Genomic DNA, 19,777 nt, shown 5'->3' on the forward strand with positions numbered 1-19,777 from the left:
CGATGACGATTGAAGTTCGTGTTCCCACGCTTGGCGAGTCGGTCACCGAAGCCACTGTTGCCACATGGTTCAAGAAGCCCGGCGATGCAGTCGCCGTGGATGAGATGCTGTGTGAGCTTGAAACCGACAAGGTTACAGTTGAAGTGCCTTCTCCCTCTGCCGGGGTGATGGCCGAGATTGTAGCCGCCGAAGGTGATACCGTTGGCGTAGATGCTCTGCTGGCGACCATTACAGCAGGCGAAGGCGCGGCCCCTGCCCCTGCGGCAACTGCAACACCGGCAGCCGCGCCCGCCCAAGCAGGCGGGTCGGTTGATGTCATGGTTCCCACTCTTGGTGAATCTGTTACAGAGGCTACCGTTTCGACCTGGTTCAAACAGGTTGGCGACAGCGTCGCGCAGGACGAAATGTTGTGTGAATTGGAAACCGACAAAGTCTCGGTCGAAGTTCCGTCCCCGGCTGCGGGAGTTCTGGCAGAAATCGTTGCTCCGGAAGGCGCAACTGTGGATGCAGCAGCCAAGCTGGCAGTGATCTCTGGCTCTGCAGCAGGTACCGCGCCCGCGTCGGTCCCGGCAGCAGCAGCGGCCCCCGCTGCGGCAAGCACCGGTAAGGATGTGGCAAACGCACCCTCTGCCGAAAAAGCGATGGCCGAGGCCGGATTGTCAGCTGATCAGGTCACTGGCACCGGTCGCGATGGCCGCATCATGAAAGAAGACGTGGCAAAGGCTGTCTCTTCGGCTCCGGCACCAGCACCGGCGGCACCAGCCCCAGCTGCACAGGCTCCGCGCGCACCGGTTGCGGCCGAAGACGAAGCCCGCGAGGAACGCGTGCGCATGACCCGTCTGCGTCAAACCATCGCCAAACGCCTGAAGGATGCACAGAATACTGCTGCAATCCTGACCACCTATAACGAGGTGGACATGACCGAGGTGATGGCCCTGCGCAACCAGTACAAGGACCAGTTCGAGAAGAAGCACGGCGTACGCCTTGGTTTCATGTCCTTCTTTACCAAGGCGTGCTGCCATGCGCTGAAAGAAGTGCCTGAGGTGAATGCCGAGATTGACGGCAACGACATCGTCTACAAGAACTTCGTACACATGGGCGTCGCCGCTGGTACTCCGCAAGGTCTGGTGGTTCCGGTGATCCGCGATGCGGACAGCATGTCCTTTGCCGCGATTGAAAAAGCCATCGCCGAGAAAGGCAAGCGCGCCCGCGACGGTAAGCTGTCCATGGCCGAAATGCAGGGCGGCACGTTCACCATTTCGAACGGTGGCGTCTATGGCTCGCTGATGTCATCGCCGATCCTGAACCCCCCGCAGTCGGGCATTCTGGGGATGCACAAGATTCAGGATCGTCCAATGGTCATCAATGGTGAGATCAAGATCCGCCCGATGATGTATCTGGCGCTGTCCTATGACCACCGGATCGTTGATGGCAAAGGTGCTGTGACTTTCCTTGTTCGCGTGAAAGAGGCGCTGGAAGATCCGCGCCGCCTGCTGATGGACCTGTAATCATGGCAACACATGTACTCTGGCAGGCCGATGTGGCCGATTTCGACGCCTGGCTGAAAGTGTTCAAGGAAGATCGCAAGATGCGTGAGGCCGCGGGTATCCGCGACCTCCACATCTGGCGAGACCCGGACCAGAAGGACCATGCGGTGGCGTTGTTCGAAATCACCGATCTGGAGCGCGCGCAGAACTTTATCGAATCTGAGGAACTCGCCATGCATCACGAACGTGGTGGCGTGGCGCATATTCACACTAAAATTCTGACACCAGTCTAAATCCGATGGCAGAGCGCAAGCGGCAACACATCTGCTTCTGCGCTCTGCCGTCATACACATCAAACTCCAATGCGGCGTCTTGCAATGAACGCAGAACTGACAGCACTGACTTTGGCAGCCCTTTTACAGGTTGTGCAGTTTGTACTTATGGCAGTTCCTGCAAATCTGGAGTTGGGTCCGGGCAAAACCATGTCACCCCGTGACAGGGCCAGATTGGGCGGGACGCTAGAAGATCAGCTCTCAGATGGAACAGCCCGGCTCTACCGTGCCCTCAACAACCATTTCGAGGGGTTGATCCTGTTTGCCATTGCCTGTGTTGTTGTCACCGTTTCAGGCAAGGAAAACGCACTAACGGCCACCTGCGCCTGGACCTATCTGGCCGCGCGCGTGCTGTATGTTCCCGCATACTATTTCGGTTGGAAACCATGGCGCAGCGTCATTTGGTTCTTCGGGTTTCTGGCCACGACCCTCATGCTTTTGGTGGTTTTGCTATGAGACCGCCAACCCATATCTTGTTCAGAGGTTCCTGCCCTGCAACAACCCGAATTCTCAAGGAGATCTTCCATGGCAAATTATGACGTTATCGTAATCGGCGCCGGCCCCGGCGGCTATGTTTGCGCCATCCGCTGCGCCCAGCTGGGTTTGAAAACCGCCGTGGTCGAAGGGCGCGACACGCTGGGTGGAACCTGCTTGAACGTAGGTTGCATTCCGTCCAAGGCGCTGCTGCATGCCAGCCATCAACTGCACGAGGCCGAGCATAACTTTGCCAAGATGGGCCTGAAGGGCAAAAGCCCTTCGGTCGACTGGAAACAGATGCAGGCCTATAAGGACGAGGTGATTGAGGGCAACACCAAGGGCATCGAATTCCTGTTCAAAAAGAACAAGATCGACTGGCTGAAAGGCTGGGGATCGATCCCTGCCGCCGGTCAGGTCAAGGTCGGGGATGAAGTGCATGAAACAAAGAACATCATCATTGCGTCTGGGTCCGAGCCTTCCTCTCTGCCGGGTGTAGAAGTGGACGAGAAGGTTGTCGTGACCTCAACCGGCGCGCTGTCGCTGGGCAAGATTCCGAAGAAAATGGTCGTCATCGGCGCAGGCGTGATCGGCCTGGAACTGGGCTCGGTCTACAGCCGACTGGGGGCGGAAGTAACGGTGATCGAGTTCCTCAAGGAAATCACACCAGGCATGGACCCAGAGGTACAAAAGACGTTCCAGCGTATCCTCAAGAAGCAGGGCCTGAACTTTGTCATGGGTGCTGCGGTGCAAAAGACCGAAGCGACCAAGACCAAGGCAAAGGTCACCTACAAACTGCTCAAGGACGACAGCGAACACGTGATCGATGCCGATACCGTGCTGGTCGCCACCGGGCGCAAGCCGTACTCCGATGGTCTTGGGCTTGACGCCTTGGGTGTCGAGATGACCCAACGCGGCCAAATCAAGGTGGGTTCCGACTGGCAAACCAATGTGCCGGGCATCTATGCCATTGGCGACGTCACCGAAGGTCCGATGCTGGCGCATAAGGCCGAAGACGAGGGCATGGCCGCCGCCGAACAGGTTGCGGGTAAGCATGGCCATGTGAACTACGGCGTTATTCCGGGGGTGATCTATACTTGGCCTGAGGTTGCCAATGTGGGTGAAACCGAAGCAACGCTTAAAGAACAAGGCCGCGCCTATAAGGTTGGCAAGTTCATGTTCATGGGCAATGGGCGCGCCAAGGCGAACTTTGCCTCGGACGGGTTCGTCAAAATCCTCGCCGACAAGGAAACTGACCGCATTCTGGGCGCTCATATCATCGGGCCTGCCGCGGGTGATCTGATTCACGAGGTCTGTGTCGCGATGGAGTTTGGTGCTTCGGCAGAAGATCTGGCCCTGACCTGTCATGCGCACCCGACCTATTCGGAAGCCGTGCGTGAGGCCGCCTTGGCTTGCGGCGACGGCCCGATCCACAGCTAAGAGTTTTGACCCCGGCAGAAATCAGCTTGTCGGGGTCAACCAAGCATCCAGATAGGTCTCGAGCCTGTCTGTGAATGTCGTTGCGGAATGCAGAGCACAAAACCGCAACGACATGGCCTGAATGGCAAAGGCCTGAACACCTTCGGCCAAAAGCTCGGGTGGCACGTCCTTACGCATATCTGCAGCTTCAAGCCACAACATCACGACCCGAAAGTACCTTTCAAAACAATAGGCTATCGGGCCTATATCTTCGATGGCCGTTGCACCGGAATATCTGATCAACAGATCGAAAACGTATCGCTCGGACGTCATGAAACTGTGCACCGGTTCGAGCGCCACGATGATCTCATCAACTGTCTTGGGTGGTGTTCCGGCTTCGGCCTGGTCCAGACACGCATTCAATCTTTCGCCGATCAGGATTTCCATTAGCGCATCCTTGTCGTTGAAATGCGCAAAGAAAGTGCCCTTGGCGACGCCTGCCGCTTTTACCACGTCTTCCACCCGCAAAGCTTGGTAGCCATCACTTCGGACAACCGCCTCAGCAGCCGAGAGAAGCTTGGCGCGGGTTTTGATCGTACGTTTCTGAATCGCCTTTTGCATACCGCTCAATCGCACAGTTTTTGACCGTGGTCAAATTTAATATTGACCGTGGTCATTTTTGATTCTACAAATTGACCGTGGTCATTTTTAGGAGAATCACGATGCAACCCAAGAAAATCCTCATCCTCGACGGACACCCGGCAGAAAGCAGTCTGTCCCGGACCTTTGCCGAAACATATCGGGACGCTGCCCTCAAAAACGGCCATGACGTCCGAATGGTTCATCTGAGCGATCTGCAGTTCGATTTTGATTTCGGTCAGGGCAATTACCACGACTTCAAACCGCTTGAACCGGTTCTGGAACACGTGCTGCAAGACTTTGAGTGGAGTGATCATCTGGTTCTGACCACCCCGATGTGGTGGGGCGGTCTACCCGCGAAACTCAAGGGACTGATCGACCGGACATTCATCCCCGGGCGAACGTTCGACACTCGGAACACGACAAAGATCGGCTTTCCGGCCCCCATGCTGACGGGACGCACCGCACGCGTCATACTGACCTCAGATACACCGGGCTGGTTTATGCGGCTGATCTATCGGCAAGCGCTTATCCGTCAGGTTCGTGATCAGATCCTTGGCTTTGTAGGCTTCAAACCAACCCGCTTCACCTATTTCGCAGGTGCAAGTTACCCAAAACCCGGACACGTAGATCGCTGGATCGAAAAAGTCTCGAGGATCGGAGCAGCTGCGGTTTGAACCCGCAGCCACATGTTTCGCCTACCACATTGTTTTCGCGGCGCGTGCAGCCCATTCACTATCATATTGCGCGCCGCCTTCTTCGCCTTCCGACGCCTCGGACAAAAGCTGCCCAATCGTTGGAAGGACAGCACTCTCGTCCCCGCTGGTCCAGATAGCTGAACGCATCAAAGCACGCGCGCATTGGCTGTAAATCTCGGCGATCTCAACAACGACGACAGCCGCCGGGCGCTTGCCGCCCTTTGCGAAATGCTGTCGCAAACCTTCATCCGCAGTAACGCGAGCGATCCCATTCACGCGAACAACGTTGTCGGAACCCGGAACAAAAAACATAAGCGCAACACGCGGGTCGCGCACGATATTCCGCAGTGAATCCAGCCGGTTGTTGCCACGCCAATCCGGCAAAACCAGCCGTCGCTCATCCAATTCCAGTACAACAGGGCCGTCGTCGCCTCGGGGGCTGCCATCCACACCTTCCGGGCCAACAGTGCTGAGGACGCATAGGCGCGAGGCCATAATCCACTTGCGATACAGGGGCGTCAGTCGGTGAACGACCTTTCGCAAGGATGGCGCGCCGGGTTTGCCATACAATGCTTCCAGCGCTGCAACGTCGTCAATGTACTCCATCCGGATCAAACCCCACTTCGCGCATCAGCTCATTCGAGCGTGTTTCAATCACGTCTTCCAATCGACCAAGAAAATCGTCCCGCTCAACGCCGGGTTCGATTGGCTCAAGAAAATCCACAATCGCAAGACCCGGTTTGCGCATGACACCGGTTCGGGGCCAGAACACCCCGGCATTTGTAGCCACCGGAACGCAGGGAAATCCCAGACCTTCGTAAAGAACCGCCGTCCCAACCTTGTAGGGTTTCTTGGCGCCCGGCGCGACACGCGTGCCTTGAGGGTAGATCACCAGTTGCCCGGGCTCTGAAAACTCTTTCGCCACATCCTTGACCATCTTAGCCACCGCGGCGCCGCGTTTCCCACGATTGACCGGAATACAACCAAGGCGACGGGCATACATTCCGATAACAGGTGTAAACAGCAATTCACGCTTCATGATGAACTTCCCATGCGGGATGGCATTGAAGATCATGATGATATCAAGGAACGACTGGTGCTTGGCACCCACGACCACTTCATTCGAAGGCGCGGTTCCCCGAACCTCACAACGAATACCCACCATCCAACGGGCCAGCCACATGGTATTGCGCGCATAGGTTTTACACGCCATCAGGGCCCCCCGCTTCGAAAACAAGGCATAGGGTAGAAACACAATGCCAAGGATCAGCATCCAGGCATAGATAACGATCATAAAGACCAAAGAGCGCACCCACTGTAAGGCTGAGAACATCAGGAAAGCTCCTTCAATTTGCGACGGGCCGCAGCCCAGGTGGCGAAAAAGGCAACAGCCGCGCCGAGTATTGGGATGACGATCGGCAGCAACCAGTCCGCGCCCTGAAAGCCAACCCCCGTCAGAAATCCGCCTGCATCCGAGGCCTCGGGCAAAAGCAAAACGCCTGTCATACCCAGCAAAGTCCCGACCAAGGCCCCAAAAAATGCGCGATAGGTAAAGCGCCGGACAAAAGCCCCGGCGATAAACCCGTCGCGCGCGCCGACCAGACGCAATACTTCGATGATCTGCGCATTGGCCGCCAGAGATGCGTTTGCCGCAAGCGTGATCATTGCCGCCGTCGCCCCCCCGATCAGCAGGATCGAAATCCACCCCAATCGCCGGAGTGACATTGCGGCTTCGACAAGAGGTTCGCGCCATCGCGTATGATCATCCAGTACCGCGCCCGGCACTTCGGCACCCAGGCGAAGACGCAGGCCCATCACATCCATTCCCGGTTCGCCTTCGGTGATTTCGATAAGCTGTGGGATGGGCAAAGTGTCTAGGGGCAGGTCCGGTCCGAACCACGGTGACAGCAATGCGACCTGTTCCTCGGCACTTAGTGCGCGCGCCGATGCAACGCCGGGCGTTTGGCCCAGAACTGTCAGCGCGGCTTCGGTCTGCGCGGCAAGCTGTTCAGCCGGGGCATTGATCCTCAGGGTTGCGGCCCCCGCCAGTTCCGAAGCCCAACGGTCGGCAATCCGGCCGGACGCGAGCGCCAACGCAAGTGCAAACACCACCAGAAATGCCATCGCTCCGGCAACAAACAATGTTAGATGAGCGGTGTATCCGGTTGGGGGAACAACGCGGTTCGCCCGCGTATCGCCGCGCAGCAGAGTACTTACTTCGGCTCTGGTCATAGGTCAGCCCCCGCCAGATGCAGCTTGCGCTGAGAAATGCGCAATACGCGTGCCTGAACCTGACTTTTGGCGGCTCGGATCAGGCTCATGTCATGGGTCGCGATCAATACTGTCTTGCCCATTCTGTTCAACTCGATCAACAGACGCAGCAGACGTTGGGACATTTCCCAATCCACATTGCCAGTGGGCTCGTCCGCCAACACAACATCCGGCGACAGGATGACAGCGCGGGCCAAGGCAGCACGTTGACGTTCGCCACCGGACAACTCAGGCGGATGCGCTTCAAGCCGCGCGCCTAAACCCACCCAGCTTAGCAGTTCGGTCAGATTGTCCTGTTCCGAAGATTCCGAGCGCCCTGAGACCATCAATGGCAAGGCGACGTTTTCGGCCAGCGTCATGTGGTCCAGAAACTGGCAATCCTGATGTACCACACCAACACGTCGGCGCAGCACGGCCAACTGATCCCGATCAAGGGACGAGATGTCCTGATCGAAAACACTCAGCCGCCCCGAGGTTGGCAGCAGGGCCCCATAGCACAGTTTGAGCAGCGTTGTTTTGCCCGCCCCCGAGGGGCCGGTCAGAAAGTGAAACGATCCCGGCTGCAATTGCACCGAGACATCGCTCAGCAACTCGCCGCCACCGTAGGTGTAGCTGACATTTTCCAGCTCGATCACACGTGCCCCCATTATTTGCTGCTCTTCTTGCCCGAGCAGGGTGGCGGATTCAATGGCTCTACCGAGTCCAATTGGTGACACTTGGCCCATGAAACCGAAAACGCCCTTTGCTGATGGGTCTTAACGGAATATCATCCCTGAAAAAACTATTATCGGCCCATCGCCCGGCCGGGGAGGCAGCATGCGTCTTACATGTCCGAATTGCGGTGCGCAGTACGAGGTTCCTGACGAGGTTATTCCCGAGGAAGGTCGTGACGTGCAGTGTTCCAACTGTGATAAGACCTGGTTTCAGCCCAAGCACCAGGAAGAACCTGCAGCCGCACCGGCTGAAGACGCACATCCCCCTGCTGAGGAGGAGGCCACAACCCAGGCAGAGCCCGCAAAAGAGGCTGTAACTGCGGAAGACGCGACCCCTGCGGCGGAAGACACTGCTGCGCCTGCGGGCAATGTCGATCCGTCCGTCGCCGACATTCTAAAAGCAGAAGCGGCCCGCGAAGCCGAATTGCGCGCAAAAGAAGGCAGCAACCTGGAAAGCCAGCCTGATCTGGGTTTGGACCAACCGCCGGAACCCAAGGTCAAGCCCAAGCGGCCTGCCGCTTCGGAAACCGCTGTTGACGCTGGTCAAAAAGATGCACTGCCCGATGTCGAAGCAATCAATTCCAGTATGCGCGCGACCGAAGCGGAAGAGACCCCTCCGCCGCCCCGCAAATCAGGCGGGTTCCTGCGCGGTTTTGCGCTGATGCTGATCATCGGCGTGGTTCTGTATCTGATCTATGGCAACGCACAGCAGATCGGAGAGGCCGTGCCACAGGCCGACCCACTGCTCAGCTCTTACGTGTCTCTGGTGGATCAGGCGCGGATCTGGCTTGAAGCTCAGGCCGGAGCTCCGAACTGAGGTTCAGAACCGCTCCAACAGACGTTTGAGGTATTCCAACTCGATCTCGGGGCGGTCCGTTTCTCCGGTCCGGCGACGGATTTCATCCAACAACTCGCGCGCCCGGCGATAGACATCTTCGCCCTGCAGCAGGTTTTCGTCGGTTGAGATTGAACCACCGGCCCCAGGGTTTCGACCCAAGGGATCGCGGCTATTGGCTTGCGCTTCGCCTTCCTGCGTGCCCTGACCCGGCTGGTTCTGCTGGTTCTGGGCCATAGCCTCGCCTAATGAACGCATCCCTTCACGCAGGGCTTCCATGGCCTCAGACTGGCGGTCGATGGCTTCGGCCAGATCGTCTCCTCGTAAGGCCTGTTCCGCCTCGTCCATGGCGCGCCCGGCGCGGCCAAGCGCATCACGCGCGGCGTCTCCTTCAGGCGTCCCCGCGCCTGGCAAATTCTGTTGCTGGCGATTCAGTTCATTGCGCAGGGCCTGCTGACGGTCCGCCAGTGATCCCTGCCCCTGCTCGCCCTCTCCGGCCTGATCCGAGCCTTGACCCTGACCACCCTGGCCTTCGTGGCTTTGCCCCCGGCCAAGCCCGCCATTGCGGCCTTCGTTGCCTTGGCTTTCACCGGATTGCGCACCGGGGTTGAACTGTTCTTGCAAGTCGCGGAACGCCTGATCGCTGAGACCTTGCTGTTCGCGCAGAGTTTCAGCCAGACCTTCCATAGCCTGCTGCCCTTCAGGCTGTTGTCCTTGGCCTTGGCCTTGGGTCACGCGCATGTTTTCCATCATCTGCTGGAACTCTTCCAGCGCCTGCTGGGCTTCGGCCATACGGCCCTGTTCCATCAGTTCCTGAATGCGGTCCATCATGCGCTGCAGGTCATCCTGCGACATTTGAAGGGTCTCGCCACTCTGACCAGGCTGGATTTCACCTTCCTGACCATTCTGCTGAGCAAGACGTTGTAGCTGCTGCAGATAATCCTGCGTCGCTTCGCGAAGCTCTTGCATAAGCTCGGCGATTTCTTCGTCGCTGGCCCCGTTTTGCATCGCTTCGGTCAAACGCTCCTGCGCGCGACGCATCCGCTCCAGAGCGTCCGCCAAGGTGCCATCCTCGATCAACACAGCCAGGTCCCACAGGGCTTGCGCGATCTCTTCCTGCTGCTCTGGGTTCAGCGCTCCGTATGTCTGGAAGGCTTCCAGCCGCCGCAAAACCACACGCAAGCGCAAGTAAGCGGTGTCCGACCGAAACAGATCCTCTGGCAGATGAGAGACAGCCCGCAACAGCTGCGCCACGCGCGGCGCGTTGGACCGCGACCAGAGCAGATCACGCCGCTGTTCGATCACCGCTGCCGCTAAAGGGTCAAAGAATCGACGGGCTGGCAAGGCAGTCAAAAATGGCTCGGACGCCGACTGCTGATCAGCCGCATCCACGGCCAACAACGTGATCTTCACCGGCAGGTGAGCCCAGGGATGCTGTGAAAAGTCTTCGATCAGATCTTCGCTGAAATCGGCACGGTCACCGGTGATCGGCATTGGCAGTTCGATCTCAATCACCTCTCGCGGCTCGGGCTTGGTCGCCAACCCATGGCGGCGATCCACCGATGCCAGATCCAGTTCGATCCGGGCCGAGCCCGACACCACGCCATAATCGTCACTGGCAACAAAGGGCAGTTTCATTTGCCCGCCTGCCTCTGCTTCGGCAGATCCGGCAACCGCGATCTTCGGGGTCGCATCGTCAATGACCTGTACGGCCCATTCGCGACCTGCAGGGCCATCGATACGCATCTGGCCAGAACGTTCAGCCACAAATTCCTGTTCGGGATTGGTTGCGGCCTGAGTGCCCACGACCGAGCTGTTTTCGGTCAGGCTATGTGCGCCGACCTCACCATACATCCTCAAAGTTATGCGGCTGCCTTTTGGAACTGACAACTGGCCGTCTGCTTGATCGGCCAAGTAAAGCGTCGGTAAACCCGTATATCTTGGGGGTTCAACCCATCCTTCCCATGTCGGGCCTTGCCCCGCATTTGCGCTTCCGGGCGCCATATCGGCCACCGACCCCACGCGCCACAAAGAGCCGAAGAGAACCGCCACCACAAAAGCCAACAGCGCTGCATAGCGCAGCGCGTAAGGATCACGCGACGCCAGCCGCAGGTCAGGTTTGGCTGGAGCAGCAGCAGCGGCGCGCTGAGCCATCCGGTCTTTGTGGGCCTGCCACAGTGCGACCGAATCCTGATCTGTGGACCCAATCGCCTGATCGTCCAAAAGGGCCTGGATCGGACGACCGGGCAGCGTCTCATCCAACCGCATGAGCGCATCCGCACGAGACGGTAGGCTAACTCTTTTCAGCCCCCAAACACCCGCCACAACAATCGAAATCAACGAAAGCGCGCCCGCGCCCCAAACGACCTCAACGGCGAATTGGTCTTGCAGACCCAGCATCAGCGCTGCAAGCAGGACCATCAGGATCGAGAACAGCGGCCAGAACGCACGCAATACCTGTTCAGCCACCATACCCATGTGGGTCAACCACAAGGACAGGCGCGGGATGGGCAGGTTCGATCTGTTGGTCAAGACGGGCCTCCGGGTTGGGCCCGCACGGTTATCGCATCAGAGCCACGAAGGTATGGTATCGCGGTTTATGATTTCGTCAAAGCTTGGCCGTTCACGAATGACTGCAAATTGATCACCATTGACCAAAACTTCGGGGATCAGGGGGCGGGTGTTGTATTCGCTGGCCATAACCGCTCCGTACGCGCCTGCGCTGCGGAAGGCGATCAGATCCCCTGATTTCAAAGGCGGCATATTGCGCTGCTTGGCAAAGGTATCCCCCGATTCGCACACGGGGCCCACTATGTCATAGGGTTGCTGTTCAACCCCGGCCGCTGGTTCCTGCACCGCAACGATGTCGTGATGCGCCTCGTACATTGCCGGGCGGATCAGGTCGTTCATGGCCCCATCGAGGATAAGAAAATCGCGACCTTCGCCTGACTTCACGTAAATCACCTTGCTAACCATCAACCCGGCATTGCCCGCGATAAGGCGGCCCGGTTCAATCTCGATCTCACAATCTAGATGTCCGAGTGTCTTCTTGATCAGTGCGCCGTATTCCAACGGAAGCGGCGGCGCGTCATTCGAACGGGTGTAGGGGATGCCCAACCCGCCCCCAAGATCGAGGCGGCGAATATTGTGACCTTCAGCCCGCAACTGTTCGGTCAGTTCAGCAACCTTGGTATAAGCAAGCTCGAACGGCTCAAGCTCGGTCAATTGCGAACCGATATGGACGTCGATCCCGATCACCTCCAGCCCCGGCAGGTTGGCAGCATGGGCATAAACCTCGGACGCGCGTGCAATCGGAATGCCGAACTTGTTTTCGGACTTGCCGGTTGCAATCTTGGCGTGGGTCTTGGCATCCACGTCCGGGTTCACCCGAACAGTGATCGGCGCCACAACGCCCAGCTCCAGTGCGACCGCGTTGATCACGTCCATCTCTGGCTCGGACTCAACGTTGAACTGGCGGATTCCACCTGTCAGCGCGGTACGAATCTCGTCCGCCGTTTTGCCAACCCCCGAAAAGACGATCTTGTCGCCTGGAACGCCTGCGGCTTTGGCCCGCAAATACTCCCCGCCCGAGACCACATCCATTCCTGCCCCCGCCTGCGCCAGAGTCTTCAATATGGCCTGGTTGCTGGCCGCTTTCATCGCGTAGCAAACCAGATGATCAGTGCCGTCCAGCGCATCATCAAACAGCTTGAAATGTCGCAGCAGTGTCGCCGTCGAATAGACGTAAAAAGGGGTTCCGACCGCTGCAGCGATTTCGGAAACAGGGACATCCTCGGCGAAAAGCGCGCCGTCGCGGTAGAGAAAATGATCCATACCCGCGCGCTTAGACCAGAAGGCGACTGCGGATCAATGGATTCCGCACTCAGAAGTCCCGTTAATTTGTGGTGGAAACTCCAACCCGACCATAGCCGGAGATTGAAATACCGCTGCCAGATTGCTTCGGCTCTGCCGCAGGCTCGGGGCGTCGCGCGGACGAGGGTTCACATGCCGCCAGCGCCGCAAATGCCAAAATCAGTCCAACTGTTCTCATGTCAGTGTCTTTTCGTTGAGAGGATCTACACGTTGTTGCACGCGTCCTAAGTGGGGTAACGGGCCTAGGTGTGCAATATCAAAAGGTTCAGAACCCCAGATAGATACCCAGCGGCCCGCGGCTAAGACCAACGCCCCCTGCAACATAGGTCCCGCTGGTACCGACCCCAATCGTGGCGCTGGCCGTAGGCTGTACCGCAGTGGGCTGCGACGGTTCACCATCGGCCCCGCATCCGGCTAGTATCAGGCCGGACACCACGATCGCCACCACACGAACAGCTGTCATCACACCATTGCCTTCCATCGTTCGATCTGGGCACGCACCTGATCAGGGGCCGTGCCGCCGTAAGATTGGCGCGAGTTTACCGAGTTTTGCACGGTAAGAACAGAATAGACGTCATCGGTGATTTCCGCGTGAACCGATTGCATATCCTCCAGCGTCAGATCAGGCAGGTCGCAGCCTTTGCTTTCGGCCATGGCCACCAGCGACCCGGTAACATGGTGTGCATCGCGGAACGGCAGGCCCAAAACCCGCACCAACCAGTCAGCCAGATCGGTGGCGGTCGAAAAACCGGACCCCGCAGCAGCAGCCAGGCTATCTTGATTGGCGGTCATATCCTTGACCATGCCCTCCATCGCCGCCAGCGCCAGCATCCAGTTATCGGCAGCGTCAAAGACCTGTTCTTTGTCTTCCTGCATGTCTTTGGAATAGGCCAGCGGCAGACCCTTCATCACCATCATCAGCGCCGCGTTGGCCCCAAAGATACGCCCCACCTTGGCGCGGATCAGCTCGGCCGCGTCGGGGTTCTTCTTCTGCGGCATGATCGACGAGCCGGTCGAGAAGCGGTCGGATAGGGTCACAAACCGGAACTGAGCCGAGGACCAAATCACAAGTTCCTCGGCAAAACGAGACAGGTGGACGGCGCAGATAGACGCGGTCGACAGGAATTCCAACGCAAAGTCGCGATCACTGACCGCATCCAGCGAGTTTGCAGCAGGACGGTCGAAGCCCAGTGCCTCGGCCGTCATGTGGCGGTCGATGGGGAACGATGTTCCGGCCAGTGCTGCAGCCCCCAGCGGAGATTCGTTCATGCGCGCGCGCGCATCACGAACGCGGGACAGGTCGCGGCCAAACATCTCGACATAGGCCATCATATGGTGGCCCCATGTCACCGGCTGCGCTGTTTGCAGGTGCGTGAAACCGGGCATGACCCAATCGGCCCCAGCCTGAGCCTGCGCCAAAAGCGCGCGGATGAGTGCCAGCAGGCCGGTTTCGGCTGCGTCCAACTGATCCCGGACCCAGAGTTTGAAATCAGTCGCCACCTGGTCATTGCGCGAACGTCCTGTGTGCAGACGGCCTGCGGGCTCACCAATCACCTCTTTCAACCGCGCTTCGACATTCATGTGGATGTCTTCCAATGCGGTCGAGAATTGAAATTCCCCGTTCTGGATTTCTGACAAAACGGTGAGCAGCCCTTCCCGAATAGCTTCGGCGTCACTATCACTTATAACGCCTGTGGCAGCCAGCATGGCGGCATGGGCGCGCGAGCCTGCGATGTCCTGGGCTGCCATCCGCTGATCGAAACCGATCGAGGCGTTGATCGCCTCCATGATCGCGTCTGGACCGGCGGCAAAGCGGCCGCCCCACATCTGGTTCGAGGATTGATCGGTCATGTAAGAAAACCCGGAGTTGATATGCGCCTATTTCGTCTGATCCCCCTTTATATGGCCCTTGCGCTGGGTGCAAACGCCGCTTTGGCCACCGATGCCGAGACGCTGGCACCGCTGCGGGAAGACAGCCTGAAGCGCTTGATCCTGCATAAAGAGCCCAAGCCTGCCAAATCCATCGAATTCCAGCTGGAAGATGAGGGTGGCGTCGGTACGCTTGCAGATTACGAAGGCAAATACGTACTGCTGAATTTCTGGGCCACCTGGTGTGCGCCTTGCCGCAAGGAAATGCCTCAGATCGCGGAACTGCAGGAAGAGTTCGGAGGCGACAAGTTTCAGGTCCTGACTTTGGCGACCGGCCGAAACTCGCCCGCCGGGATCGAAAAGTTCTTTGAAGAGAACGGCATTGCCAATTTGCCCCGCCATCAGGACCCAAGCTCGGCGGCCGCGCGCGAGTTTGGCGTGATCGCGCTTCCGATCACGGTCATACTGGATCCCGAAGGCCAGGAAATCGCCCGCCTGATCGGGGATGCCGAATGGAACTCGGACAGCGCCAAAACGATCATCTCGACACTTGTAGAAGCAAATAGCTGACGAATAGCGCGGTTACCACCTGTTTGTGCTACACTCGAACCGGCCCAAATGGGCCGGTTTTCGTTTGTGCCCTTATGGGAAGGAGGCTGCGATGAAACCGGTGGTTCTTTTGATCGGAAAGCTGCCAAATGTGATCGGCGATGTGGCCAGGCAACTGGATCACCTGCCTATTCAGTGGCTGGGTGCGCACGACCTTGACGAAGTCCGTAAGCAGTTGGATGCCGAGCCTCGGATCACCTGCGCCATTTTGGGGGCAGGCCTGGATGATACGATTCGCGGAGAGATGGTTGGCATCATTGCCGCCCGTCGTCCGGATATCTGCATCCACCTCAAGGATCGGGCATCAGGTCCTGATGGGCTGGTGCCTTTTGTCCAACGTGTTGTTCAGTACGAAATTCTGGAACGTCTGGAACGTACCTGACGCAACGCCACCTTTGACAGCCCCAACGTGTCTTTGCAGGGTGTCCGCAGGAGGATGGGATGCCGTTGGAAATACTATTGGTTCTGGTGGTCGGAGGAATCGCCGGAATCACATTGCTTTTGCATCTGACGGGCCATTCGGAGCCTTTTGTGCTGACACCCGAAACCGCACGCGCACAATGGCTGCGGCATGCACCGGACGACACCATCATTGATGTCACGATCTCGAATGACCGTCACGCGGCACTGGTGCGTACCGAAACCGGCGCAGGACTGCTGTGGTCCTTCGGTGCCGACACTGTGGCCCGGCATTTGCTGGATTTCGATTGGATCGAACGCCCCGAAGGCTTTGAAATCCAGTTTCACGACTTCGACACCCCCGGCACTCTTATCCACCTGGACGAAATAGAGCGCGCCCACTGGCGTCACCTGATGGAGCCCGAATGACCGACCAGATCAGTTTCCCCGATGCCGTTCAGTGGGCGGTTCCCTTTTTTGTGGCCGCGATCTTGGCGGAATTTTTATGGATCGCCGTCAAAGGCAAAGGCGGGAGATACGAAACGCGTGATGCCGTAACTTCGTTGATCATGGGCGCAGGCAATATCGCGTCCGGGTTTCTGCTGGGCTTCATTGCTTATGGCTTTTTCATGTGGCTGTGGCAGATCACACCGCTGGATCTCGGCACGTCGATCCCGGTGATCATTCTGTGCTTTGTGCTGGACGATTTCCGTTACTACTGGGTGCACCGTTTTGGCCACCGCATCCGCTGGGTTTGGGCAAACCACGTCAATCACCACAGCTCACAGCACTACAACCTGACCACCGCTTTGCGGCAGCCCTGGACCTATACCTTTACACTGATGATGGTCGTGCGCGCGCCATTGATCCTGATCGGGTTCCATCCGGCCATGGTCCTGTTTGTCGGTGGATTGAACCTGATCTATCAGTTCTGGATTCACACCGAGGCCATCGGAAAGATGCCCCGTTGGTTCGAGGCCATTATGAACACCCCTAGTCACCACCGCGCCCATCACGGCCGGAATGCACGCTATCTGGATTGCAACTATGCAGGCGTCTTCATCATCTGGGACAAGATGTTCGGAACCTTTGTCCCAGAGCAGGAAAACGACCGTGTCGATTTCGGACTGGTTCACAATATCGGCACATTCAACCCGCTGCGCGTGGCCTTTCACGAATGGGTCGGCATCTGGCGTGACGCGACCCAGCCCGGTCTGACACTGCGCCAACGGCTGGCTTATTGCTTTGCCCCGCCGGGATACAGCCACGATGGCAGCCGCGACAGCTCGGAACAGATCAAGGCCAAACATCTGGCCCGTCATCCAGAAGATTGCGGAACGCCCGGGTTTGAACATTTCGACAAAAAACTGCCCACTGGACAGGCAGAGCGGGTCTGACACCGGCGAACGCGCACCCGCCGCCCTTGAAATTCAGGCTTCGCAGGCCATATCGCTACTCATCTGTGGTCAAGAGTGAAGGAGGGTCGGCATGAACCGTTTGGCAGTCATTTCAACCTATGTCGGGTTGTCCGGCCTTTTGCTCGCGATGATTACAGCGTTGAACAGCACTGCACCGGCATGGATCGCCTTGGGCTTTGCTTTGATGGTTACAGGCGTAGTAGGAGCGGTGCTGAGTGCGGCTTCGTCCCTTGCCCGCGCTTGGAGCATCTCTCGATAAATCCTGAATCTTCTGGCTCCTTAACCGCAGATTCATCTGTTTACCCCGAAACTGTGTCGAAACACCTGCCCCGGACATACCGTCTGTCACGGGCTGATGGGAATCGGCGCTATGGGAAACAAGAAACAACTTAATGTGCCCGATGGGTCAGAAAGCCCGCTGAACGCTGCGGTGTCGACTCGCGATCGTTCGATTGTGCAGATGGCAACCGATGCGGTGAAGCACAAACAGTGCAAGTTGGCTTTTCAACCGGTCATGCAGGCAAACGCTCCTAATGGCGTTGCGTTTTATGAAGGGTTCATTCGTGTGCTGGACGAAACAGGGAGGGTTATTCCTGCGCGCGAGTTCATGCCGCAACTCGAAAACACCCCGATTGGCCGGGATCTGGATTGCGTTGCGCTGGAGTTTGGGTTGCGAACACTGGTGAGAAACCCTGAGATTAGGCTATCGATCAATATGTCCGCCCGCTCGATCGGGTATTCTAGGTGGTCGGCAACCCTGGATCGGTTCCTCAAGCGTGACGCCGCACTGGGCGAGCGGCTGATCCTTGAAATTTCGGAAGGCTCGGCCATGCAAGTACCGGAATTGGTGATCGACTTTATGGACCGTTTACAGGATCGCGGCATTGCCTTTGCCCTGGATGACTTCGGTGCCAGTAATTTTTGCTTTCGCCACTTTCGTGAATTCTTGTTCGATGCCGCCAAAATTGATGGGCAGTTTGTCAGGGGTATCAGCAACAACCCCGACAATCAGACACTTGTGCGCGCACTGATCGCAGTGGCTCGCGAGTTTGAAATTTTGGTCACCGCCGAATCGGTTGAAACACGCGAAGACGCTGCGTTTTTGACAGCCAGCGGCGTGGATTGCCTGCAAGGGTACTTGTTTGGCGCGCCAAGTGTCGCTGCCCCCTGGAAGCAGGAAAGCGTTTCAAAAACAGGAAGTTGACCATGGGTCAGTCAGAAAAAATCGTGCTTTTACAACGCTGAGACAAGCTGACCGTTGCTGCATGTGCAGCATTAGGCTATTGCATGAGTACTTGAGCGGGGATCACGGGGCGCTCTTGTTTCGAGGGGGGCTCCTCTCGGCCTGCGCCGTCAGAAATTCCGCTGGCCCATGACGGTAAAGGACTGATCATATGACCAACGTAGTAATCGCATCCGCCGCACGCACAGGTGTCGGCAGCTTCAGTGGTTCGTTTGCGAACACCCCTGCACATGATCTGGGCGCTGCCGTCCTGGAAGCAGTTGTCGAACGCGCCGGTGTGGACAAAGGCGAGGTTAGCGAAACAATCATGGGTCAGGTTCTGACTGCCGCCCAAGGCCAGAACCCTGCACGCCAGGCGCATATCAATGCCGGTTTGCCGCAGGAAAGCGCAGCCTGGGGCATCAACCAGGTGTGTGGTTCGGGCCTGCGCGCTGTCGCGCTGGGTGCCCAGCACATCCAGCTGGGTGACGCCGAGATCGTTGCCGCCGGTGGTCAGGAAAACATGACACTGTCGCCCCATGCCGCTGCCCTGCGCGCCGGTCACAAGATGGGCGACATGAAGTATATCGACACGATGATCCGCGACGGTTTGTGGGATGCCTTCAACGGCTATCACATGGGTCAGACTGCCGAGAACGTTGCCGAAAAATGGCAGATCAGCCGCGACATGCAGGATGAATTTGCTGTTGCTTCGCAGAACAAGGCCGAAGCCGCCCAAAAGGCTGGCAAATTCGCAGATGAAATCGTGCCCTTCACCATCAAGACCCGCAAGGGCGATATCGTGATGGACAAGGACGAATACATCCGCCACGGCGCAACCATGGAAGCCATGGCAAAGCTGCGCCCGGCCTTCACAAAGGATGGCTCGGTTACTGCGGCGAACGCTTCCGGCCTGAATGACGGCGCGGCAGCGACCCTGCTGATGTCAGCAGAAAACGCCGAAAAGCGTGGGATCGAGCCCCTCGCCCGCATCGCCTCTTACGCAACCGCCGGTCTGGACCCGTCGATCATGGGTGTTGGCCCGATCTATGCCTCGCGCAAGGCGCTGGAAAAGGCAGGCTGGTCGGTTGACGATTTGGATCTGGTTGAAGCCAACGAAGCCTTTGCCGCGCAGGCCTGCGCCGTAAACAAGGACATGGGCTGGGATCCGTCGATCGTTAACGTCAACGGCGGCGCAATCGCCATCGGGCATCCGATCGGCGCGTCGGGCTGCCGTGTCCTGAACACGCTTCTGTTCGAAATGAAGCGCCGCGATGCCAAGAAGGGTCTGGCGACCCTTTGCATCGGTGGCGGCATGGGTGTCGCCCTGTGTGTGGAGCGCGACTAAGTGCGTTGACACCTGAATAACAAAGGGCGTCCCTTGGGCGCCCTTTTTTGTTACAACAGGGTCTTACCCGTTGGATGCGACGATATTGCTACCTAAAAAGGTCAAATCCACAACGAAACAATATTGCGCACGATCACCTCTCAGAGTAACAGCATTACCAAGACGACTAAA

The 19,777-nt window shown here is 57.9% G+C and carries 22 protein-coding genes; 13 read left to right on the forward strand and 9 right to left on the reverse strand.

All coding sequences use genetic code 11. The features are described 5' to 3' along the window. The first annotated feature begins 2 nt into the window (after positions 1–2). The 4 genes from odhB to lpdA all read left to right on the forward strand — a co-directional run bounded on the left by odhB (position 3) and on the right by lpdA (position 3,733). On the forward strand, positions 3–1,508 hold the full coding sequence (gene odhB / locus GS630_RS16100) for a 2-oxoglutarate dehydrogenase complex dihydrolipoyllysine-residue succinyltransferase (protein ID WP_171620966.1): 1,506 nt from the start codon (positions 3–5) through the stop codon (positions 1,506–1,508). 2 nt (positions 1,509–1,510) lie between these two features. Then, positions 1,511–1,780: a hypothetical protein gene (locus GS630_RS16105; RefSeq protein ID WP_171179122.1), complete on the forward strand. Its 270-nt coding sequence runs from the start codon at positions 1,511–1,513 to the stop codon at positions 1,778–1,780. 84 nt (positions 1,781–1,864) lie between these two features. Then, the gene (locus GS630_RS16110) at positions 1,865–2,275 is read left to right on the forward strand and encodes an MAPEG family protein (RefSeq protein ID WP_171179444.1); all 411 of its coding nucleotides are present in this window, start codon (positions 1,865–1,867) and stop codon (positions 2,273–2,275) included. Between the two features lie 69 nt (positions 2,276–2,344). Then, positions 2,345–3,733 (forward strand): dihydrolipoyl dehydrogenase, encoded by a 1,389-nt coding sequence (lpdA, locus tag GS630_RS16115; protein ID WP_171179119.1) that lies wholly within the window; start codon positions 2,345–2,347, stop codon positions 3,731–3,733. Between the two features lie 21 nt (positions 3,734–3,754). Here lpdA and GS630_RS16120 read toward each other — a convergent pair whose 3' ends face one another. Further along, positions 3,755–4,333 (reverse strand): TetR/AcrR family transcriptional regulator, encoded by a 579-nt coding sequence (locus tag GS630_RS16120; protein WP_171179117.1) that lies wholly within the window; start codon positions 4,331–4,333, stop codon positions 3,755–3,757. Positions 4,334–4,434: 101 nt separating this feature from the next. Between GS630_RS16120 and GS630_RS16125 the strand changes: the two genes are divergently transcribed. Continuing rightward, positions 4,435–5,028: an NAD(P)H-dependent oxidoreductase gene (locus GS630_RS16125; protein WP_171179115.1), complete on the forward strand. Its 594-nt coding sequence runs from the start codon at positions 4,435–4,437 to the stop codon at positions 5,026–5,028. 21 nt (positions 5,029–5,049) lie between these two features. On the opposite strand, the gene GS630_RS16130 is transcribed toward GS630_RS16125, so the two are convergent. The 4 genes from GS630_RS16130 to GS630_RS16145 are packed head-to-tail and all read right to left on the reverse strand — an operon-like array spanning position 5,050 to position 7,955. After that, complete coding sequence (locus tag GS630_RS16130) at positions 5,050–5,655, reverse strand: pyridoxamine 5'-phosphate oxidase family protein (protein ID WP_171620967.1); 606 nt, start codon at positions 5,653–5,655, stop codon at positions 5,050–5,052. Continuing rightward, positions 5,642–6,382 (reverse strand): 1-acyl-sn-glycerol-3-phosphate acyltransferase, encoded by a 741-nt coding sequence (locus tag GS630_RS16135; protein ID WP_171620968.1) that lies wholly within the window; start codon positions 6,380–6,382, stop codon positions 5,642–5,644. The genes GS630_RS16130 and GS630_RS16135 overlap by 14 nt, the downstream gene beginning before the upstream one ends. Next, positions 6,382–7,281: an ABC transporter permease gene (locus GS630_RS16140; RefSeq protein ID WP_171620969.1), complete on the reverse strand. Its 900-nt coding sequence runs from the start codon at positions 7,279–7,281 to the stop codon at positions 6,382–6,384. Before GS630_RS16140 ends, GS630_RS16135 begins: the two co-directional genes overlap by 1 nt. After that, complete coding sequence (locus tag GS630_RS16145; protein WP_171179442.1) at positions 7,278–7,955, reverse strand: ATP-binding cassette domain-containing protein; 678 nt, start codon at positions 7,953–7,955, stop codon at positions 7,278–7,280. The genes GS630_RS16140 and GS630_RS16145 overlap by 4 nt, the downstream gene beginning before the upstream one ends. Positions 7,956–8,136: 181 nt before the next feature. On the opposite strand from GS630_RS16145, the gene GS630_RS16150 reads away from it, so the two are divergent. Further along, positions 8,137–8,850, forward strand: coding sequence for a zinc-ribbon domain-containing protein (locus GS630_RS16150; protein WP_171179106.1), 714 nt, complete (start codon positions 8,137–8,139; stop codon positions 8,848–8,850). Between the two features lie 3 nt (positions 8,851–8,853). Here the strand turns inward: GS630_RS16150 and GS630_RS16155 are convergent, their stop codons facing one another. From GS630_RS16155 to argH, 4 genes are all read right to left on the reverse strand, one after another. Further along, a complete protein-coding gene (locus tag GS630_RS16155) occupies positions 8,854–11,346 on the reverse strand; it encodes a TIGR02302 family protein (RefSeq protein ID WP_171712134.1) in 2,493 nt (830 codons plus the stop codon). A gap of 90 nt (positions 11,347–11,436) precedes the next feature. Beyond that, positions 11,437–12,702, reverse strand: coding sequence for a diaminopimelate decarboxylase (lysA, locus tag GS630_RS16160; RefSeq protein WP_171238495.1), 1,266 nt, complete (start codon positions 12,700–12,702; stop codon positions 11,437–11,439). Positions 12,703–13,006: 304 nt separating this feature from the next. Further along, on the reverse strand, positions 13,007–13,204 hold the full coding sequence (locus tag GS630_RS16165; protein WP_171093711.1) for an argininosuccinate lyase: 198 nt from the start codon (positions 13,202–13,204) through the stop codon (positions 13,007–13,009). Further along, on the reverse strand, positions 13,204–14,592 hold the full coding sequence (gene argH / locus GS630_RS16170) for an argininosuccinate lyase (RefSeq protein WP_171620970.1): 1,389 nt from the start codon (positions 14,590–14,592) through the stop codon (positions 13,204–13,206). Before argH ends, GS630_RS16165 begins: the two co-directional genes overlap by 1 nt. A 21-nt stretch (positions 14,593–14,613) precedes the next feature. Here argH and GS630_RS16175 point away from each other — a divergent pair, with 21 nt between their 5' ends. The 7 genes from GS630_RS16175 (at position 14,614) to GS630_RS16205 (ending at position 19,606) form a co-directional block, all read left to right on the forward strand. Next, the gene (locus GS630_RS16175) at positions 14,614–15,180 is read left to right on the forward strand and encodes a TlpA disulfide reductase family protein (protein ID WP_171179099.1); all 567 of its coding nucleotides are present in this window, start codon (positions 14,614–14,616) and stop codon (positions 15,178–15,180) included. A 91-nt stretch (positions 15,181–15,271) separates the two neighbouring features. Further along, the gene (locus tag GS630_RS16180) at positions 15,272–15,601 is read left to right on the forward strand and encodes a hypothetical protein (protein WP_171234964.1); all 330 of its coding nucleotides are present in this window, start codon (positions 15,272–15,274) and stop codon (positions 15,599–15,601) included. Between the two features lie 59 nt (positions 15,602–15,660). After that, positions 15,661–16,047, forward strand: a complete 387-nt coding sequence (locus GS630_RS16185; RefSeq protein WP_171179095.1) for a hypothetical protein — start codon at positions 15,661–15,663, stop codon at positions 16,045–16,047. Next, positions 16,044–17,015 (forward strand): sterol desaturase family protein, encoded by a 972-nt coding sequence (locus GS630_RS16190; RefSeq protein ID WP_171620971.1) that lies wholly within the window; start codon positions 16,044–16,046, stop codon positions 17,013–17,015. The genes GS630_RS16185 and GS630_RS16190 overlap by 4 nt, the downstream gene beginning before the upstream one ends. A gap of 91 nt (positions 17,016–17,106) precedes the next feature. Beyond that, the gene (locus GS630_RS16195; protein WP_171179092.1) at positions 17,107–17,295 is read left to right on the forward strand and encodes a hypothetical protein; all 189 of its coding nucleotides are present in this window, start codon (positions 17,107–17,109) and stop codon (positions 17,293–17,295) included. Positions 17,296–17,406: 111 nt separating this feature from the next. Next, positions 17,407–18,240 carry an EAL domain-containing protein gene (locus GS630_RS16200; RefSeq protein WP_171179090.1) on the forward strand — a complete coding sequence of 278 codons (834 nt, stop codon included), beginning with the start codon at positions 17,407–17,409 and terminating at the stop codon, positions 18,238–18,240. Between the two features lie 190 nt (positions 18,241–18,430). After that, the gene (locus tag GS630_RS16205) at positions 18,431–19,606 is read left to right on the forward strand and encodes an acetyl-CoA C-acetyltransferase (protein WP_171093726.1); all 1,176 of its coding nucleotides are present in this window, start codon (positions 18,431–18,433) and stop codon (positions 19,604–19,606) included. The last annotated feature ends 171 nt before the right edge of the window (positions 19,607–19,777 follow it).

Source organism: Ruegeria sp. HKCCD7303, from assembly GCF_013111185.1.
Taxonomy (GTDB): domain Bacteria; phylum Pseudomonadota; class Alphaproteobacteria; order Rhodobacterales; family Rhodobacteraceae; genus Ruegeria.

Coding starts and splice junctions, on each gene's coding strand:
- GS630_RS16175 (WP_171179099.1), top strand. CDS start 14,614: ATGCGCCTATTTCGTCTGATCCCCCTTTATATGGCCCTTGCGCTGGGT.
- GS630_RS16165 (WP_171093711.1), bottom strand. CDS start 13,204: ATGACAGCTGTTCGTGTGGTGGCGATCGTGGTGTCCGGCCTGATACTA.
- GS630_RS16135 (WP_171620968.1), bottom strand. CDS start 6,382: ATGTTCTCAGCCTTACAGTGGGTGCGCTCTTTGGTCTTTATGATCGTT.
- GS630_RS16105 (WP_171179122.1), top strand. CDS start 1,511: ATGGCAACACATGTACTCTGGCAGGCCGATGTGGCCGATTTCGACGCC.
- GS630_RS16120 (WP_171179117.1), bottom strand. CDS start 4,333: ATGCAAAAGGCGATTCAGAAACGTACGATCAAAACCCGCGCCAAGCTT.
- GS630_RS16110 (WP_171179444.1), top strand. CDS start 1,865: ATGAACGCAGAACTGACAGCACTGACTTTGGCAGCCCTTTTACAGGTT.
- GS630_RS16125 (WP_171179115.1), top strand. CDS start 4,435: ATGCAACCCAAGAAAATCCTCATCCTCGACGGACACCCGGCAGAAAGC.
- GS630_RS16185 (WP_171179095.1), top strand. CDS start 15,661: ATGCCGTTGGAAATACTATTGGTTCTGGTGGTCGGAGGAATCGCCGGA.
- GS630_RS16150 (WP_171179106.1), top strand. CDS start 8,137: ATGCGTCTTACATGTCCGAATTGCGGTGCGCAGTACGAGGTTCCTGAC.
- GS630_RS16200 (WP_171179090.1), top strand. CDS start 17,407: ATGGGAAACAAGAAACAACTTAATGTGCCCGATGGGTCAGAAAGCCCG.
- GS630_RS16130 (WP_171620967.1), bottom strand. CDS start 5,655: ATGGAGTACATTGACGACGTTGCAGCGCTGGAAGCATTGTATGGCAAA.
- GS630_RS16190 (WP_171620971.1), top strand. CDS start 16,044: ATGACCGACCAGATCAGTTTCCCCGATGCCGTTCAGTGGGCGGTTCCC.
- GS630_RS16155 (WP_171712134.1), bottom strand. CDS start 11,346: ATGGGTATGGTGGCTGAACAGGTATTGCGTGCGTTCTGGCCGCTGTTC.
- GS630_RS16180 (WP_171234964.1), top strand. CDS start 15,272: ATGAAACCGGTGGTTCTTTTGATCGGAAAGCTGCCAAATGTGATCGGC.
- odhB (WP_171620966.1), top strand. CDS start 3: ATGACGATTGAAGTTCGTGTTCCCACGCTTGGCGAGTCGGTCACCGAA.
- argH (WP_171620970.1), bottom strand. CDS start 14,592: ATGACCGATCAATCCTCGAACCAGATGTGGGGCGGCCGCTTTGCCGCC.
- lpdA (WP_171179119.1), top strand. CDS start 2,345: ATGGCAAATTATGACGTTATCGTAATCGGCGCCGGCCCCGGCGGCTAT.
- lysA (WP_171238495.1), bottom strand. CDS start 12,702: ATGGATCATTTTCTCTACCGCGACGGCGCGCTTTTCGCCGAGGATGTC.
- GS630_RS16140 (WP_171620969.1), bottom strand. CDS start 7,281: ATGACCAGAGCCGAAGTAAGTACTCTGCTGCGCGGCGATACGCGGGCG.
- GS630_RS16205 (WP_171093726.1), top strand. CDS start 18,431: ATGACCAACGTAGTAATCGCATCCGCCGCACGCACAGGTGTCGGCAGC.
- GS630_RS16195 (WP_171179092.1), top strand. CDS start 17,107: ATGAACCGTTTGGCAGTCATTTCAACCTATGTCGGGTTGTCCGGCCTT.